General features: G+C 62.3%; 15 protein-coding genes. 11 read left to right on the forward strand and 4 right to left on the reverse strand.

The genetic code is table 11. The features are described from left to right. Positions 1 to 163 precede the first annotated feature (163 nt). The 11 genes from Q0I19_RS08435 to Q0I19_RS08485 all read left to right on the forward strand — a co-directional run bounded on the left by Q0I19_RS08435 (position 164) and on the right by Q0I19_RS08485 (position 12333). A complete protein-coding gene (locus Q0I19_RS08435; protein ID WP_294761387.1) occupies positions 164 to 1276 on the forward strand; it encodes a glycosyltransferase in 1113 nt (370 codons plus the stop codon). Beyond that, complete coding sequence (locus Q0I19_RS08440; protein WP_294761385.1) at positions 1273 to 2271, forward strand: glycosyltransferase family 2 protein; 999 nt, start codon at positions 1273 to 1275, stop codon at positions 2269 to 2271. The genes Q0I19_RS08435 and Q0I19_RS08440 overlap by 4 nt, the downstream gene beginning before the upstream one ends. Continuing rightward, a complete protein-coding gene (locus tag Q0I19_RS08445) occupies positions 2271 to 3500 on the forward strand; it encodes a hypothetical protein (RefSeq protein WP_294761382.1) in 1230 nt (409 codons plus the stop codon). The genes Q0I19_RS08440 and Q0I19_RS08445 overlap by 1 nt, the downstream gene beginning before the upstream one ends. Then, on the forward strand, positions 3497 to 4756 hold the full coding sequence (locus Q0I19_RS08450; protein WP_294761379.1) for a glycosyltransferase family 4 protein: 1260 nt from the start codon (positions 3497 to 3499) through the stop codon (positions 4754 to 4756). The genes Q0I19_RS08445 and Q0I19_RS08450 overlap by 4 nt, the downstream gene beginning before the upstream one ends. Next, the gene (locus tag Q0I19_RS08455) at positions 4753 to 5757 is read left to right on the forward strand and encodes a glycosyltransferase family 2 protein (protein WP_294761376.1); all 1005 of its coding nucleotides are present in this window, start codon (positions 4753 to 4755) and stop codon (positions 5755 to 5757) included. Before Q0I19_RS08450 ends, Q0I19_RS08455 begins: the two co-directional genes overlap by 4 nt. A gap of 37 nt (positions 5758 to 5794) precedes the next feature. Continuing rightward, the gene (locus Q0I19_RS08460; protein WP_294761372.1) at positions 5795 to 6418 is read left to right on the forward strand and encodes a glycosyltransferase; all 624 of its coding nucleotides are present in this window, start codon (positions 5795 to 5797) and stop codon (positions 6416 to 6418) included. 93 nt (positions 6419 to 6511) lie between these two features. Further along, positions 6512 to 7495, forward strand: a complete 984-nt coding sequence (locus tag Q0I19_RS08465) for a glycosyltransferase (protein WP_294761369.1) — start codon at positions 6512 to 6514, stop codon at positions 7493 to 7495. A 3-nt stretch (positions 7496 to 7498) separates the two neighbouring features. Beyond that, on the forward strand, positions 7499 to 8716 hold the full coding sequence (locus Q0I19_RS08470; RefSeq protein ID WP_294761367.1) for a glycosyltransferase family 4 protein: 1218 nt from the start codon (positions 7499 to 7501) through the stop codon (positions 8714 to 8716). Next, positions 8713 to 9771, forward strand: a complete 1059-nt coding sequence (locus Q0I19_RS08475) for a glycosyltransferase family 2 protein (protein ID WP_294761364.1) — start codon at positions 8713 to 8715, stop codon at positions 9769 to 9771. Before Q0I19_RS08470 ends, Q0I19_RS08475 begins: the two co-directional genes overlap by 4 nt. Positions 9772 to 9965: 194 nt before the next feature. After that, entirely contained in the window at positions 9966 to 11351 is a 1386-nt protein-coding gene (locus Q0I19_RS08480) for an MATE family efflux transporter (protein WP_294761360.1), read from the forward strand. 22 nt (positions 11352 to 11373) lie between these two features. Next, positions 11374 to 12333: a calcium/sodium antiporter gene (locus Q0I19_RS08485; protein ID WP_294761358.1), complete on the forward strand. Its 960-nt coding sequence runs from the start codon at positions 11374 to 11376 to the stop codon at positions 12331 to 12333. 95 nt (positions 12334 to 12428) lie between these two features. On the opposite strand, the gene gpmI is transcribed toward Q0I19_RS08485, so the two are convergent. The 4 genes from gpmI to Q0I19_RS08505 all read right to left on the reverse strand — a co-directional run. Beyond that, entirely contained in the window at positions 12429 to 13955 is a 1527-nt protein-coding gene (gene gpmI, locus Q0I19_RS08490) for a 2,3-bisphosphoglycerate-independent phosphoglycerate mutase (protein ID WP_294761355.1), read from the reverse strand. Positions 13956 to 13991: 36 nt separating this feature from the next. Next, the gene (gene tpiA, locus Q0I19_RS08495) at positions 13992 to 14762 is read right to left on the reverse strand and encodes a triose-phosphate isomerase (RefSeq protein ID WP_294761353.1); all 771 of its coding nucleotides are present in this window, start codon (positions 14760 to 14762) and stop codon (positions 13992 to 13994) included. A 215-nt stretch (positions 14763 to 14977) separates the two neighbouring features. After that, positions 14978 to 16186, reverse strand: a complete 1209-nt coding sequence (locus Q0I19_RS08500) for a phosphoglycerate kinase (protein ID WP_294761350.1) — start codon at positions 16184 to 16186, stop codon at positions 14978 to 14980. Between the two features lie 272 nt (positions 16187 to 16458). After that, a partial coding sequence (locus Q0I19_RS08505) for a phosphoenolpyruvate carboxykinase (ATP) (RefSeq protein ID WP_296023589.1) occupies positions 16459 to 17358 on the reverse strand: 900 nt, incomplete at its 5' end.

A 17358-nucleotide genomic window follows, 5' to 3' on the forward strand; every position in this document is an offset into this window, starting at 1 on the left:
CAAGGGTGTATACCTATAGTTATAATACTCCTTTTCGGCGCATTGCGCAAGGGGCAAACCAAAAAATGACCGCCCGCCCTGCCTTGCACCAGACTCTTGCGCAGCGCCGCAAAAACGTGTATACTAGTAATATCTATAAATGTACACAAAAGGAGGGCAACAAATGGCACCGATCCGCGTTTTACAGGTCATGCCCGCCATGGACGCCGGCGGCATGGAAACCTTTGTCATGAACGTTTACCGCACCATCGACCGTGACAAGGTGCAGTTCGACTTTTTGTATCATTACGATAAGCCGTGCTTTTTTGACGAAGAAATCACCCGCCTGGGCGGGCGCATCTATAAAACCTCTGTCCGGCAGGACAATAACCTGCCCCGCTACCTGCGCGATCTGCGCCGGCTGTTTGCCGCCCACCCCGAATGGCGCATCCTGCACGGGCATTACAGCGGCTTTGGCATGTTTTACAACCCCGCCGCCCAAAAAGCGGGCATCCCCGTGCGGGCGGGCCACAGCCACAACACCGCGTATGAGCCGAACCTTGTGGGCACGCTGGACAAGCTGATGAGCAGCCGTTTCAGCGCAGGGCTGACCGACCGCTTTGCCTGCAGCCGACGCTCCGGCGAGATGCTGTTTGGCCGCGACCCCTTTACCGTGGTGCACAACGGCATTGACACGGCCCGCTTTGCCCCCGACCCTGCCTGCCGCGCCCGCCTGCGCAAGGAGCTGGGCGTGGCCGACGATGAAATTCTGCTGGGCCACGTCGGGCGGTTTTCGGCCCAGAAAAACCACCCCGGCCTGCTGAAAATGTTTGCCGCACTGCGCGCGCAGGACCCGCGTATGCGGCTGGTGCTCATCGGCGGGGGCGAGCTTGACTATATTGAAAAAATCCACGATTTGTCGCAGGAATTAAACCTTGGCCGCAACGTCATCTATGCGGGGGTGCGCAGCGATGTGCCCGCCCTGTACAACGCCATGGACGCCTTTGTGCTGCCCAGCCTGTTTGAGGGGCTGCCCGTGGTGTTGGTGGAGGCACAGTGTGCCGGGCTGCCCTGCTTTGTGTCCGACACCGTCGACCCCGACGCCGCCTTTACCGACCGGCTGCACTTTTTGCCGCTGAACGACGATGCGGCCTGGGTCAGCGCCATAAGCGGGGCGAGCTTTGCCCGCGATGCCGACGCCCCGCAAAAGGCGCGTGCTGCGGGGTATGATATACGCTGCACCGCCGAATTTTTGCAAGACTTTTACCTGCGCCGTTACAAGGAGGTCACGCCATGAGCACCCCGGAAATCGCCGTGATCGTCCCCGTATACAACGGCGCGAAGTATCTTTCCGCCTGCGTGGATTCCATCACCGCCCAGAGCTTTACGGACTTTCTCTGCGTTCTGGTGGACGACGGCTCCACCGACGAGACCCCCGCCCTGTGCGATGATATCGCCGCCTGCGACGGCCGCTTTACCGTGGTGCACAAGCCTAACGGCGGCCTTTGCGCCGCCCGCACCGGCGGTGTGCTGGCCGCCCGCGCCTACCACCCGCGGTGGTTCGCCTTCTGCGATGCCGACGACCTGCTGCACCCCGAATTTCTGGCCGAGCTGCACCGCGCCGCGACCGAGTCCGGTATGCCCATCGCCTGCTGCCGCCGTGTGCTGTTTACCGACGACGCCGTGCCCGCCCCCGCCCCGCTGACCGCAAAAACCACCCTCTACCATGCGCCCGACCATCTGGACGCGCTGCTGCACAACCACGGCATGGATTTCGGTGTTTGGAACAAGCTGTACAGCGCCGACCTGCCGCTGGAAAACCTGCTGGAAAACGACATATTATATAATGAAGACCTTATGGCCAACTGGCGTATTTTTCTGCCGGCCAAGGGCTGCGTCTACCTGCCGTTTGACGGCTATCTGTACCGCCAGCACACCGCCAGCATGAGCCACGCCCTTCCGCCCCAAAGCCTGGACGACCAGCGCACCGCGGCACTGCGCATCCGCGAAAGTGTGCCCGCGCAGTGGCCTGAACTGCAGCAGAGCGCCGACGCCTTTTACTACGAAAAGCTCGTCTACCTGACCAGCATGATCCTGCGCCGCGAAAATACCGAGCTGTACCGCGTGCAGTACGGGGAGATGCTGATCGCCATCAGCAGCGGCCTGAAGGATCGCCGCCTGGGGCGCAACCCCCGCCTGCCGTTTGTGATGCGCCTGGCCGCCATAGCCACCGTGCGCTGCCCCAAGCTGTGGCGCAAGCTATGCCGAAAATACTTGAAGGATCGTCAATAATGGAATTTTTATTTGTGACCGACCGTGTCGAAAACCCCGCAAGCGTCGATGTGGCCCTGGCCTACCGCACGGTGGAAGCCCTGCAGCAGCAGGGCCACGGTGTGGATATTCTGGAGCTGTGGGACGGCACGTCCCCCCTGCCCGACGCCCCCGCCGGGTGCACCCGCACGCTGTTGGCGTTCCCCGACGAACGCCTGATGAACGACATTCTGGAATACGGCGCCAAGGGCGGCACCCCCGTGCCCAAGCGTCTGGCCAAGCTGGCCTGCCACCCCCTGGCCGCCCGCGCCGCCGTTTTGCAGCTGGCACTGCACCGCCCCCGCCGCACCACCGCCGCCAAAAAATACATCGAGCGCCTTTGCGCCGCCAAGGCCTATGATGCGGTCGTCTGCGTCTGTGCGCCCTACCGCACCGCCTTTGCGCTGGAAAAAGCGCGCATTACCGCCAAAAAGCTGCTGTGGCAGATGGACCCCTACGCCGGGCAGAGCGGCTATACGGCACCGGGCGGCTTTGCGCGGGAAAAGCAGCTGATCGACGCCATGCACCGCGTGTACATTGCCCCCACCGCCCTGCGCGACTACGCCGAGGGCGCGCCGCTGTACGAGGTGCGCGGCAAGATGCGGGTGCTGGGCTTTCCCGCACTGGTGCCCATGCCCGACCCCGCCCCGCACGAGGGGCTGCGCTGCACCTTTTGCGGCAGCCTGTATCCCGCCCTGCGGGAGCCGAATTTTGCGCTGGCGTTGTTTGCCGCGCTCAATGACCCCGAACTGACCCTGACGATGGCCGGACGCGGCTGGAAGCCGTTTTCGGCCGCGACCAAGGCCGCCGGGCAGGTTTTGGGCAGCCGTCTGGTGCTGCCCGGCCCGCTGCCCCCCGCCGAGGCCGCCGCGCTGGAGCAGGACGCCGACGTTCTTTTGAACCTCGGCAACACGCGGGACGAGCAGATGCCCAGCAAGCTCTTTGCCTTTTTGGGCAGCGGCAAGCCGATTCTGCACCTAGCCGCCAGCGACAGTGACCCGCTGCTTCCGTTTTTGGCGTCCTACCCGCTGGCGCTGGTCCTGCACCAAAAGGACGGTGTAACGCCGGAAACCGTTGAGACCCTGCGCAGCTGGCTGGCACAAACGCGCGGCAAACGCATCCCTTATGCCGAGGCCGCCGCCCTCTACCCCGATTACACCCCCGACGTTACGGCGCAAAAACTGGTAAACGGCATGGAGGAGTCTTTATGAAGGTACTTTGGCTCGTCGGCAGCATCCTGCCGCAGGCAGCCCAGGCCTGCGGGCTGAAGGGCGGCGAAATCGGCGGCGGCTGGCTGACAGGGCAGCTGAACGCCCTGCGCCCCGTCAGCGAATTGCAGCTGACCGTGCTTTGCATAAACGGGCGCAAAAGCCTGACCGGCACCCACGACGGCGTCACCTACTGTGTGCTGCCCAAGGATGCCGACCTGCCCGCATTTCTGGCGGCCGTAAAACCCGACCTTGTCCATATCTGGGGTACCGAGTACCCCGCAGCGACCGCCATGCAGCGCGCCGCCGCCAAGCGCCGCACCCCCGTGCTGTTCAGTATGCAGGGGCTTATGCGCCGCTACGCAGACCACCTTTGCGACGGTCTGCCCGAAAAGGTGCGGCACTCGCCCAGGCTGTGGCACTGGGTGGACAAGCTGATTCCCGGCGAGCTGGTGGACGACACGCAGGAACGGTTTTACCGCCTGGCCGACGCCGAAACCGGCCTTTTGGTGCGGGCCAACTATGTGACGGGCCGCACGGATTATGACTGGCTGGCCGTCAACGAGGTCAACCACAACGCGCGCTATTACCCCTGCAACGAAACCCTGCGCCCCTGCTTTTACAGCGGTACGCTGTGGCAGCCCCGCGCCGCCGCTGCGCCCATCCTGTTTTTGCCGCAGGGCAACTACCCCATCAAAAATCTGCACACCCTGATACAAGCCCTGCCCGCCGTGCTCAAGGTCTACCCCTGCGCACGGCTGCACATTGCGGGCTGGCCGCCGCTGGACAAAGGCCCGCTGCTGCGCCCCGTGACCGATGGGCTGTTCCCCTACAAGGCGTACTGCCGCCGTTTGGCCAAGCAGCTTGGCGTGGCCGGGCATATCCGCTACTTAGGCCCGCTGGACGCCGACGCCATGCGCCAGGCCTACCTGGACGCCGATGTGTTTGTGCTGCCCTCCAACTGCGAAAACAGTCCCAACAGCCTGGGCGAAGCGATGCTGCTGGGCATGCCCTGCGTGGTCAGCAACGCGGGGGGCATCCCCGATATGCTCACCGATGAGCGCGAGGGGCTGATCTACGGCAAGTCCACCGACGCCGACGCCCTTTCTGCCGCCATTCTGCGGGTGCTGCAAAGCCCTGACGGCGGCGCCGCGCTGGGGCAGGCCGCCCGCGCCCGCGCCCTGAAAACCCATGACCCGCGCGTCAACGCCCTGACGCTGTGGAAGATTTACGCGGATATCACGGGGGTGTGCCGATGACGCTTACCAACACAGCCGTCGTTGTGCCCTGCTACCGCTGTGCCGACACGCTGCCGCGCCTTGTGCACACCGTTTTAGACGGTGCACCGTCCGATTTGCAGCTGATTTTAGTCGATGACGGCAGCGGGGACGATACCCTTTCGGTCTGCCGTGCCCTGGCCGCGCAGGATAAGCGCATCCGTGTGCTGCAGCGCCCCAACGGCGGGGCCTCCGCCGCCCGCAACACAGGGCTGGACGCCGTGCCCAACGTCGATTGGCTGATGTTTGCGGACGCCGACGACGAGCTGTTTCCCGGCCTGTGGCAGGAGCTGAACGCAGCCGACGTGCCGCCGGACTGCGGCATGGTGCTGTTTGGTTTTCGCGCCGATTCCGGCCTTACCTCTGTCGGGCAGATGCCCGTGGGGTGTTTTGCCGATTTGCCCGCCCTGGGCACAGCATTTTCTTCCCTGCTGTTTGAACTGGGGGTGCTGTCCTCCCCTTGGGCAAAGCTCTACCGCCGCCGCGACATCGGCACGCTGCGCTTTCACGAGGCGCTGAAAATCAACGAGGACGTTCTGTTCAACCTGCAATTCCTGCAAAAGAACAGCGCTATGTACTTTTTGCAGGGCTGCTATTACTGCCAGCATGACGGGCAGCAGGGCAGCCTGTCCCGCCGCCTGCGCGGAGATCTTTTGCAGGCAGAAGCAATTACCCGCCCGGAACTGGCGCGTCTTTTGCGCCAAAACGGCATCGACCCCGCGCCCTACATAAAAACCAGCCGCCTGAACTCCTGCCTGAACCAATACGGTCTGCTGACGGGCTGCCGCGGCACGATGCCCTTTGCCGAGCGCCGTGCCCTGTTTGCCGAAATTTTATCCGACCCCGACGCCCGCGCCGCACTGCGCACACGCCTGCGGAATGACCCCCACCGTCTGCTGTCCCTGCCTTACCGTCTGGGTCTTGCCTGCCGTCTGCCCGGTTTTCTGGCCGCGTACACCATGGCCAAGCAGCGTTTTCTGTAATCCCCGACACATCGTCCCCGAAACGAAAGGACTTTCTATGAGTGCCCCTCTGGTCAGCATACTTTTGCCCCTGCACCCCGGCACGGCCGCCAAGCCCGCCGTGCTGTCGGCGTTGGCACAAACCTGGCGTCCGCTGGAAATTCTGGCGGCGGGCAGCACGATCCCTGCCCCTCTGCGGGATTTCTGCGCCGCCCATCCTGAGGTGCGCACCGTACAGACCGCGCCGAACGCCGACCCGGCCGCCGCCGCCCTGGATGCGGCGCAGGGCGACTACCTGCTGTTTCTGGACGCCGGCGACACCCTTTGCCCCGATGCCGTCGCCGCGCTGCTGACCCACCTGCTGGCCTGCCGCGCCGATGTCTGTGCGGGGCAGTTTGCCGTGGGCGGCCGCGCCCCCGCCGGGGACGGCCTGTGCCGACTGTACACCGCCGTGCCCGACGCCGCACTCTTCCCCGACCTTTGCCGCGCCGGGGGCAAGCTGTATCGGCGCGAGACCGCCCTGCAGACGCAGTTCGGCAGCGGTACGCCCCTGCCCCTGACCGCCCTGCCGCAGCCTGTGCGCCTGGCCCTGCTGCAACAGCCGCTTGTGCGCACCCCCGCAGCGCCCGCCCAGCCCGCCAGGTCCCGCCGCAGTATTCTGCTGCGCTGTCTGCCTCGGTAAAATTTGCGGGAAATTCACAAATCTTCTACCCTTTTTCTGTAATTTCGTGTATACTGTAAATAACAGTATTGTACTAAGGAGGGGAAATCAGCCATGGATCGTTTTGAGATCAGCGTGGTCGTACCCATTTATAATGTAAAGCCCTGGCTGACCGAGTGCGTCAACTCCATTCTGGATCAGCAGATCAACGTACCCTTTGAGGTACTTCTGATCGACGACGGCTCCACCGACGGCTGTGCCGAGGTCTGCGATGCCTTTGCCGCCAAAGATCCCCGCGTCAAGGTCATTCACAAGCAAAACGCCGGGCTGTCGGCGGCCCGCAACACCGGCATTGATGCCGCACAGGGGCGTTACTATGCCTTTGTGGACGCCGATGACCGCATCTGCCCCGGCTTTTTGCAGACGCTCTACGACGCCTGCGAGGAAAACGACGCCTACATGTCCCTCTGCGCACTGGAACGAGTGCAGGAGGACGGTTCCTCCTACGGGCAGAAGGAAGTCTTTCGCCCCGTGGCCGAGGGGGTTTTCTGCGGCAAGGAACTGCTGCAGGACTTTTTCTCCCCCGACGGCATCGTCTACACGGTTGCCTGGAACAAGCTCTACCGCGCTGAGGTGTGGAAGCTGCTGCACTACCCCGAAGGCCGCCTGCACGAGGACGACTTTGTGGCGCACCGTCTGTTCTGGCGCTGCGACAAGGTCGTATGCGTGGACAAGGTTTTGTACAACTACCGCAACCGCAACGGCAGCATTATGCTGTCCGGTCTGCGGCCGGAGAGTTTTGACGCCGTGGACGGCCTGGTGGATCGCTACCGCTTTTATGTCGAAAAAGACACCGCGCCCGAATTGATCGATGCGGCCTACGCGGGCTGCTGGCGGCGTTATATGTGCCTGTGCGGCCAGATTCGCCGCAACCCCACGCCCGAAATGGTCAAGGCCATCAGCAAACAGCAGTTTGTGATGCAGGGCCTTTTGGACTATCTGCCCAACTGCCGCGCCATGAAGATGTCGGACAAGCTGAGCGCCGCGCGCTGGAGCATGATGAGCGCCGAAAGCCTTTGCCCACTTAAAAAGGACTGACCCATGCCGTACACCGTACCCGAACGCCCCCGTGTGCTGCTGGTTCCGCCGCCGGCTCTCCCCGTGCCCGCCGTGCAGGGCGGCGCGGTGGAAACCCTGCTGACCCACCTGCTGCGCGAAAACGAGCGCCGCGGCGAACTGGAGCTGTACTGCGCCTGCATACCCGATGCCGCCGCCATGGCTGCCGCCGCAAACTGGCAGCACAACCATATGCTCTATCTGCCCGTACCGCCGGGCCGCCGCCGCTGGCTGCCGCTAAACGCAGTGCAGCGGCTTTTGGGCGTGGCCCCGCCGCCGTGGCAGCCGTGGTATCAGGCGCTGTTACTGACGCTGATACGCCAAAAAATACATCCCAACCTCGTTTTTGCCGAGGGGGGCGACCTGCTGCAGGTCAGCGCAATCAGCCGGTATTTCGGGCGCTCGCGCACGCTGGCGCATCTGCACGGCGAAACAAGCGGCTCCCCCACGGTTGACCGAATCTTTGGGGGCGTGGCGGCCATCAGCGATTTTGTGCGCGACCGCTATCTGCAAAACTCCGCGCTGCCGCCGCAAAACGCCTATGTGCTGCGCAACTGCATCGACACGGCGCGCTTTTGCCCCGCCCCGCGCGATGATGCGCTGCGCGCGCGTTTCGGCTTTGCCGCAACGGATTTTGTCGTTGTGTTCTGCGGCCGCCTGCAGCCCGAAAAAGGCATTGCCGAGTTGCTGGAGGCTTTGGCGCTGCTGGATGACCCCACCGTAAAGCTGCTGATCATCGGCAGCCCGTTTTTTGCCAAAACCGCCGACAGCCCCTTTTTGCAGGCACTGCAGACCCGCGCGGCCGCCTTGGGCGACCGTGTGCGGTTTACGGGCTTTATCCCCAACGAGGAGCTGCCCGCCTACTACCGCCTGGCCGATCTGGCCTGTGTGCCCAGCACCTGGCAGGAGCCGGCCGGCCTTGTGCCCGTGGAAGCGATGGCCTGCGGGCTGCCGCTGCTGGCAACCCGCAGCGGCGGCATGCCGGAATACATCCGCGCCGCCTCGCCGTATTTTGTCGATATTACGCCAAATTTGCCCCGCAACCTTGCCGAGGGCATCACCGCCCTGCGGGGCGATGCCGCCCGCCGCGCCGCCATGGCCGCCGCAGGTGCCGCCGCCGCACAGCAGTATTCGCCCGAAAATTACTACCGCGATTTTGTCGCGCTGGTGCACACCGTTTTGCAGAAAGGAGCCGCATCATGAGCCAAGCCGCCGTCTGTGTGGTCGTGCCCGTGTACAAGGCCGCCGCCACGCTGGACCGATGTGTACAAAGCATTTTAAGCCAACAGGTGCCGGGCGGGCTGCAATGTGTGCTGGTCAACGACGGCAGCCCCGACAACAGCGGCACACTGTGCGACGCCTGGGCCGCCAGGGACCCCCGTGTGCGGGTGCTGCATCAGGAAGATCTGGGCGTTTCGGCGGCGCGCAACAACGGCATGGCGCTGGCCGACAGCGAGTTTCTGGTATTTTTAGACTCCGATGACGCCCTGCGCCCCGACGCCCTGCAAACCGCACTGGCCGCCCAGCGCGCCGACCCCGATGCCTTTGTGGTGTGGAACCACACCACCGATGCCGCCGACCCCGCGCCCGTAACCCAGGCAGGCGGCCCGCTGCCCCCTGCCGCGCTGGCCCGCCTTTGGCAGGACTGTTACCTGGCCATGCCGTGGAACAAGCTCTACCGCACGGCGTTCGCGCAGGCGCTGCAATTCAACAAAGCGTTTACTTTGGGCGAGGATCTACAGTTTGTACTGGACTATGTTGCCCTGCTGCAAACACAGCAGCCGCAGTGGCATTTTCGGCAGCTGACCGCGCCGCTGACCTTTTACGATTGCAGCTGCGGCGGTTCGCTTTCGCACCGATATCACACCGATTACTGCCCCGTGTGGGTGCAGCATTTCAGCAAGCTGAACGCCATGGCCGAGGCGCTGCACGCCCCCGCCGAGGATCTGCGCCCCCTGCACCGCGCCGAGCTGCGCGTCTACGCCGAGGGTGCGGCCGATATCCTGCACCGCGACCCCGCTGCCCCCGCCGCGCGCCGCCGCAAAATGGCCGAGGTCCTGCGCGAACCGTGGCTGCGCACACTTTTGCACACCCTGAAGGCCGAAAAAAGCTATTCGCCCTATTACCTGCCCTGCCTGTGGCGCAGCCGCCTTTTGCTGAACGCCCTGTACTGCTCTAAATTCCACGGAAAATCGTGGCTTTTCGGCAAGCTGGACTGGGCGGGATACTACCTGTTTTTAGGCAGACGGCAGCGGTAAGGCAGTTGTTTAAATAATAAAGAATAAATAAGAAATAATAAAAAAGGTGGTGTTTGCGCCTTGGGCGCAAACAAAGATTCTTGTTGCCGCTTTATAAAAACGTGCCGCCACAGGCGGCACACCCTATTTATTATTTCTTATTTCTTATTTGCAATTTGCACACTTCATTTCCACAGAAAGGTAGCCCTCCCCTTATGAAAATCTCCTCCATGACTGCCGAGGATCGCGTCCGCCACCTCACCGAGGCGCCGATCCCCGGCCTGATTTTAGAACTTTCGCTGCCCACCGTCATCAGTATGCTGGTCACCAGCCTGTACAACATGGTGGACACCGCCTTTGTCGGGCAGCTCAACACCCAATCCACCGCCGCCGTAGGTGTCTCGTTCTCGGCCATGGCGCTGCTGCAGGCCGTCAGCTTTTTCTTCGGCCACGGGTCGGGCAACTATATCTCCCGCAAGCTCGGCGCGCGGGAGTACGAAAACGCCGAGCGCATGGCCGCCACCGGCTTTTTCTCGGCGGTGTTCTGCGGCTGCGTGCTGGCCGTGCTGGGCGTTGTGTTCATCACGCCCATCTCCCGCCTGCTCGGCTCTACCGATACCATCCTGCCCTACACCGTCCAGTATCTGCGCCTGATTTTCATCGGTGCGCCGTTTATTATGGGTTCTTTCGTGCTCAACAACCAGCTGCGGTTCCAGGGCAGCGCCTCGCTGGCCATGGTCGGCATTGCGCTGGGCGCGGTGCTCAACGTCGCGCTGGACCCGCTGTTCATCTTCGCCTTTGACATGGGCGTTGCGGGTGCCGCGCTGGCCACCGTCATCAGCCAGTTTATCAGCTTTGCGGCGCTGCTGGTGCTCACCCAAAAACAGGCGGCCATCAAGATCAAGTGGAGCCGCTTTACCCCCAAGGCACACTATTTTTCCGCCATCTTCAACGGCGGTGTGCCGTCGCTGTGCCGTCAGGGCATGGGCAGCATCGCCACCGTTGTGCTGAACTTCTCGGCCGGCGCGTTCGGCGGGGCCGATGCCGACGCCGCCATCGCCGCCATGAGCGTTGTCGGACGCATTACGATGTTCGCCGGCTCGGCGCTGATCGGTTTCGGGCAGGGGTTCCAGCCCGTCTGCGGCACCAACTTCGGCGCGGGCAAAAAATCCCGTGTGCGCGAGGCGTTCTATTTCTGCCTCAAGCTGGGCTGCGTGACGGTGGGCGTTCTGTCCCTGCTGGGCATGGTGTTTGCGCCGCAAATCATCGCGCTGTTCCGCAATGACCCCAAGGTCGTGGAAATCGGCACCGTGGCGCTGCGCGCACAGGTCATCACGCTGCTGCTGGCCATCTGGATCATCCTGACCAACATGATGCTGCAAACCATCGGCTATGCCGGGCAGGCCTCGCTGGTCGCGGCCTCGCGGCAGGGGCTTTTCTTCATACCTGCGGTGTTTTTTCTGCCGCAATGTTTCGGGTTGTTCGGTGTGCAGATCGCGCAATCCGTCGCGGACGTGTTCAGCTTTCTTCTGGCGCTGCCCTTAGCGCTGCGTGTGCTGAAGTCCTTCCGCACGGATGACGAACCCGCACAGACAAGATAAATTACCAAACGGAGGATTCTTCATGCTCGTACCTGTTCTGTTATTCATCGTAGGTCTGTTGTTTTTAATCAAGGGCGGCGACTGGTTCGTTGACGGCGCTTCCAGCCTGGCCCGCCGCTTTCACCTGCCGGAGCTGCTCATCGGCGCGACGGTCGTGTCCATCGGCACCACCCTGCCGGAGGTCATGGTCTCCACCATGTCGGCGCTGTCCGGCCACGGTGAGATCGCCTACGGCAACGCCATCGGCTCGGTCATCTGCAATGCCGCGCTGATCGCCGCCATCACCATTGCGGTGCGCCCCGGCAAGGTGGACCCCAAGACCCTGCGCACCCCTGTTGCCTTCTTCTTTGCGGCGGCCGCCATCTACTGCTTTGCCGCCTACGTCATGGGCCGCTTTACCCGTGTGCTGGGCCTTGTGATGCTGGCCATGTTCGTGGCCTACATGGTCGTCAACGTCAAGCAGATGAAGAACGCCCCCGCCGAAGAACCGGCCGAGGAAGCCGAGGAAATGCCCCTGTCCAAGACGCTGCTGCTGTTGGTCGTGGGTGCGGCGCTGATCGCCGTGGGTGCCAACCTGCTGGTGGACAACGGCACCCTGATCGCCCAGGCTTTGGGTGTGCCCGAAAGCGTTATCGCCCTGACCTTTGTGGCGCTGGGCACCAGCCTGCCGGAGCTTGTCACCGCCGTGACCAGCCTTGTCAAGGGTCACAGCGATCTGTCCCTGGGCAACGTCGTCGGTGCCAACGTGTTCAATCTGGTTCTGGTCAGCGGCGTGTCCGTGACGCTGGCGCCTTTCACCATCCCGCAGAGCAATACCCTGTTCGGCATCAACTCCAGCCTTGTGCTGGATCTGCCGGTCATGCTGGCGGTCATGCTGATCCTGACCCTGCCCGCCCTGCTGAAGGGCAAGCTGAACCGTGCCCAGGGCATTTTGCTGCTGGCCGTGTATGCCGCCTTCTGCGTGGTGCAGTTTGCACTGTAAGGCTGATACCGCATACATTCCAAACGTAAAACACAAAAAAGCGTTCCCTCCCGCTTGCGCGGGAGGGAACGCTTTTTTACGATCTATCGCAAGAATTACTCAACAATAATGCTCTTGCCGGTCATTTCGGCGGGAACGGGCAGGCCGATATAGGGCAGCATCGTCGGGGCGATATCCGCCAGGCAGCCGCCCTCGCGCAGCTTCACGTCGCCTGCGCCGATCACGGCGAAGGGCACGACGTTGGTGGTGTGCGCGGTGAAGGGGGAACCGTCGGGGTTCTTCATCTTCTCGGCGTTGCCGTGGTCGGCGGTCAGGAACACCACGCCGCCGGCGTTCAGCACAGCGTCGGTGACCTCACCCACGCACTTGTCAACAGCCTCGACAGCCTTGACGGCGGCGTCAAACACGCCGGTGTGGCCGACCATGTCGCAGTTGGCAAAGTTCAGGATGATGACATCATACTTGCCGCTCTCGATGCGGGCCTTGCACTCGTCGGCGACCTCGTAGGCGCTCATTTCGGGCTTGAGGTCGTAGGTGGCGACCTTCGGGCTGGGGATGACCTTGCGGTCCTCACCCTCGCAGGGCTGCTCAACGCCGCCGTTGAAGAAGAAGGTCACATGGGCGTACTTCTCGGTCTCGGCAATGCGCAGCTGGGTCTTGCCGTGGGCGGCCAGGTACTCGCCCAGCGTGTTCTTCAGCTCAACGGGGGGATAGGCGACCTCGCAATTCGGCATAGTAGCGTCATATTCTGCCATGCAGACATAGTGCACCTGCTTGCGGCCGCCGCGGCGCTCAAAGCCGGTAAAGGCGTCGTCGCAGAAAATGCGGGTCATCTGGCGGGCACGGTCGGGGCGGAAGTTCATAAAGATGACGGTGTCGCCGTCCTGCACGCGGCCACCCTCGCAGGTGACAACGGGCACGACGAACTCATCGGTCACGCCGGCAGCGTAGCTGGCGTCAATGGCCTCGGCGGCGTTGGCGGCATGGTTGCCCTCACCGTAGACAAAGGCGGCGTAGGCCTTTTCCTCGCGGTCCCAGTTGTTGTCGCGGTCCATGGCGTAGTAACGGCCGGAAACGCTGGCGATCACGCCCACGCCCAGCTCGTCCAGCTTGGCCTGCAGGTCGGCCAGGAAGCCCTTGCCGCTGTGGGGGTCGGTGTCACGACCGTCCATAATGCAGTGCAGGTACACTTCCTTGGCGCCCATATGCTTGGCCATTTCCAGCACGCCGTACCAGTGGTCGGCATGGCTGTGCACACCGCCGGTGCCGACCAGACCCATCAGGTGGATGGCCTTGCCGGCGTCGATGGCAGCCTTCATATTGTTGACGAGGACGGGGTTTTTCAGCATTTCGCCGTCCTTGATGGACTTGGTGATGAGGGTCAGCTGCTGGTAGACGATGCGGCCCGCGCCCATGTTGGTGTGGCCGACCTCGGAGTTGCCCATCTGGCCGTCGGGCAGGCCGACCGCCATGCCGGAGGCTTCGATGGTGGTCATGGGGTAGTTGGCGAACAGCTTATCGAGGTTGGGCTTGTTGGCGGCGACCACGGCATTGCCGAAGGTTTTGTCCGGCGTCCAGCCGAAGCCGTCCATAATGCAGAGCATAACAGGTTTTTTGGACATAGATTTGACTCCTTTGCAAAGGGTAAGATGGGGCGCTTAGCCCTTGGTGGCAGCGTCCACGATGATGGCAAACTGGTCAGCCTTCAGGGAAGCGCCGCCGATCAGACCGCCGTCGACGTCGGGCTTGCCCAGCAGTTCCTCGGCGTTCTTGGCGTTCATGCTGCCGCCGTACTGAACGGTCAGACCCTTGGCAGCGGCCTCGCCGTACAGCTCGCCGACGACCTTGCGGATGGCGGCGCAGACTTCCTCAGCCTGGTCGGAGGTGGCGGTCTTGCCGGTGCCGATGGCCCAGATAGGCTCGTAGGCGATGACGACGTTCTTCAGCTCGTCCTCGGTGACGCCGTTCAGGGCGATCTTGACCTGCATACGGACCAGCTCCTCGGTGACGCCCTGCTCGCGCTGGGCCAGGCTCTCGCCGACGCAGACGATGGGCTTCAGGCCGCCTGCCAGGGCAGCCTTGGTGCGCTTGTTGACGGTCTCGTCGGTTTCGGCAAAGTACTGGCGGCGCTCGCTGTGGCCGATGACGACGTACTCGACGCCGAGGTCGGTCAGCATGTCGGCGGAAATTTCGCCGGTGAAGGCGCCGGATTTCTCAAAGTGGACGTTCTCGGCGCCGACATGGATGTTGGTGCCTTTGGTCAGCTCAACGGCGGTGACCAGATCGGTAAAGGGAACGCAGATAACGACTTCGCAGCCGGCGTCCTTGACGGCGGGGATCAGTTCGTTGATGAGGGCCTTGGCCTCGGTGGCGGTCTTGTTCATTTTCCAGTTGCCGGCGATGATGGCTTTACGGTTCTGCTTGTCCATAATTTTTCTCCTTTTATCAGATAATAGATAAGAGATAAAAGATAATAAATAAGGTGAACCGCAGCGCTTTGCGCTGCTCAGAATTTGTTTTTGCCCTGCGGGCAAAAACTCCACATAATTTATTATCTATTATCTATTCGTTTTTATCTTTTTCTTGTGCCTGCACAAGAAAAGCGCGGCGGCTTTGCCGCCGCGCCCTGCGGGTTTCTTACAAATCAGGCCTTCTGGATAACTGCGATGCCGGGCAGCTCCTTGCCTTCGAGGTACTCCAGAGAAGCACCGCCGCCGGTGGAGATGTGGGTCATCTTGTCGCCCAGACCCATCTGCTGCACAGCAGCAGCGCTGTCGCCGCCGCCGATCACGGTGGTAGCGTCGCTCTCTGCCATGGCCTTGGCAACTGCCAGGGTACCGGCAGCCAGGGTGGGGTTCTCGAACACGCCCATGGGTCCGTTCCAGACAACGGTCTTGCTGGCCTTGACGGCGTCAGCAAACAGCTTCATGGTTTCGGGGCCGATGTCGCAGCCTTCCATATCGGCAGGAATGGCAGTGGTGGGAACGATCACGGTTTCGATGGGGGCATCGATGGGATCGGGGAAGTCCTTGATGCAGGCAGCATCGACGGGCAGCAGCAGCTTAACGCCCTTCTCCTGTGCCTTGGCCATCATTTCCTTGCAGTAGTCCAGCTTGCTGTCGTCGCACAGGCTCTTGCCGATCTCGTAGCCCTGCGCCTTCAGGAAGGTGTAGGCCATGCCGCCGCCGATGATCAGGGTATCGACCTTTTCCAGCAGGTTGGAGATGACGTTCAGCTTGTCAGCGACCTTGGCACCGCCCAGAATGGCAGTGAAGGGACGCTCGGGGTCGTTCACGGCGTTGCCGAGGTACTTGATCTCCTTTTCCATCAGGTAGCCGACAGCGGTATCCTTGACGTAGTCGGTAACACCGGCGGTGGAGCAGTGGGCGCGGTGGCAGGAGCCGAAAGCGTCGTCCACATAAGCGTCAGCCAGGGATGCCAGCTCCTCGCTGAAAGCGGGGATGTTCTTGGTTTCTTCCTTGCGGAAACGGGTGTTCTGCAGCAGAACGACATCGCCGTTGCCCATGGTGGCAACAGCAGCCTTGGCGTTGTCGCCCACGACGTTGTCGTCATCGGCAAAAACAACGGGCTGACCCAGCTTCTCGCTCAGGCGGACAGCAACGGGAGCCAGGCTGAACTTGGCCTCGGGGCCGTTCTTGGGCTTGCCCAGATGGCTGCACAGAATGACCTTAGCGCCATCGGCAATCAGCTTTTTAATGGTCGGCAGTGCGGCGTTGATACGGTTGTCGTTGGTGATAACGCCGTCCTTCATCGGGACGTTGAAATCGCAGCGAACCAGAACGCGCTTGCCGGCGTAGTTTTCATCATCAATGGTTTTTTTACCCAGACCCATAGTAAAAGCTCCTCTCGGTGTGTTTCACAGTAATTAGGGGCGCAGTACCCCCGGGGCATACCTCTATTATACGCAAAAACCGCGCATAACGCAAGTGTTTTTGACATTTTTTTAACGGCAATTCCAACTTTGCCTGCAGGTCGGCAGTGTCGGATTTTGGCAGTACGCCTTACGCAGGCCGGCATGATGCCCTTCTTCTTTGCAAAAACCGCCCTGCCCGCTTGCGCGGACAGGGCGGAAAATATCAGCTATAAATCAGGAACGACCCAACATTACAGCTTCGGGCCGGCGGCGACCAGGGCCTTGCCGTGCTCGTTGCCTTCGTACTTGGCGAAGTTCTTGATGAAGCGGCCGGCCAGATCCTGTGCCTTGGTCTCCCACTCGGCGGCATCTGCATAGGTGTCGCGGGGGTCCAGGATGGCGGGGTTGACGCCGGGCAGCTCGGTGGGAACCTCGAAGTCGAAGTGCGGGATCTTCTTGGTGGGGGCCTCGTTGATAGCGCCGCTCAGGATCGCGTCGATGATGCCGCGGGTATCCTTGATGGTGATGCGCTTGCCGGTGCCGTTCCAGCCGGTGTTGACCAGGTAAGCCTTGGCGCCGGACTTCTGCATCTTCTTGACCAGCTCCTCAGCATACTTGGTGGGGTGCAGTTCCAGGAAGGCCTGGCCGAAGCAGGCAGAGAAGGTCGGGGTGGGCTCGGTGATGCCGCGCTCGGTGCCGGCCAGCTTGGCGGTGAAGCCGCTCAGGAAGTAGTACTGGGTCTGCTCGGGGGTCAGGATGCTGACCGGGGGCAGAACGCCGAAAGCGTCAGCAGACAGGAAGATGACGTTCTTGGCTGCGGGGGCGCTGGAAACGGGGCGAACGATGTTCTGGATGTGGTTGATGGGGTAAGAAACGCGGGTGTTCTCGGTAACGCTCTTGTCATCGAAATCGATCTTGCCGTTCTCGTCCAGGGTGACGTTCTCCAGCAGGGCGTCGCGCTTGATGGCGTTGTAGATGTCAGGCTCGGACTCCTTGTCCAGGCCGATGACCTTGGCGTAGCAGCCGCCCTCGAAGTTAAAGACGCCGTTGTCGTCCCAGCCGTGCTCGTCGTCACCGATCAGCAGACGCTTGGGGTCGGTGGACAGGGTGGTCTTGCCGGTGCCGGACAGGCCGAAGAAGATGGCGGTGTT

The sequence above is a fragment of the uncultured Gemmiger sp. genome (assembly GCF_934561205.1).
GTDB lineage: Bacteria > Bacillota > Clostridia > Oscillospirales > Ruminococcaceae > Gemmiger.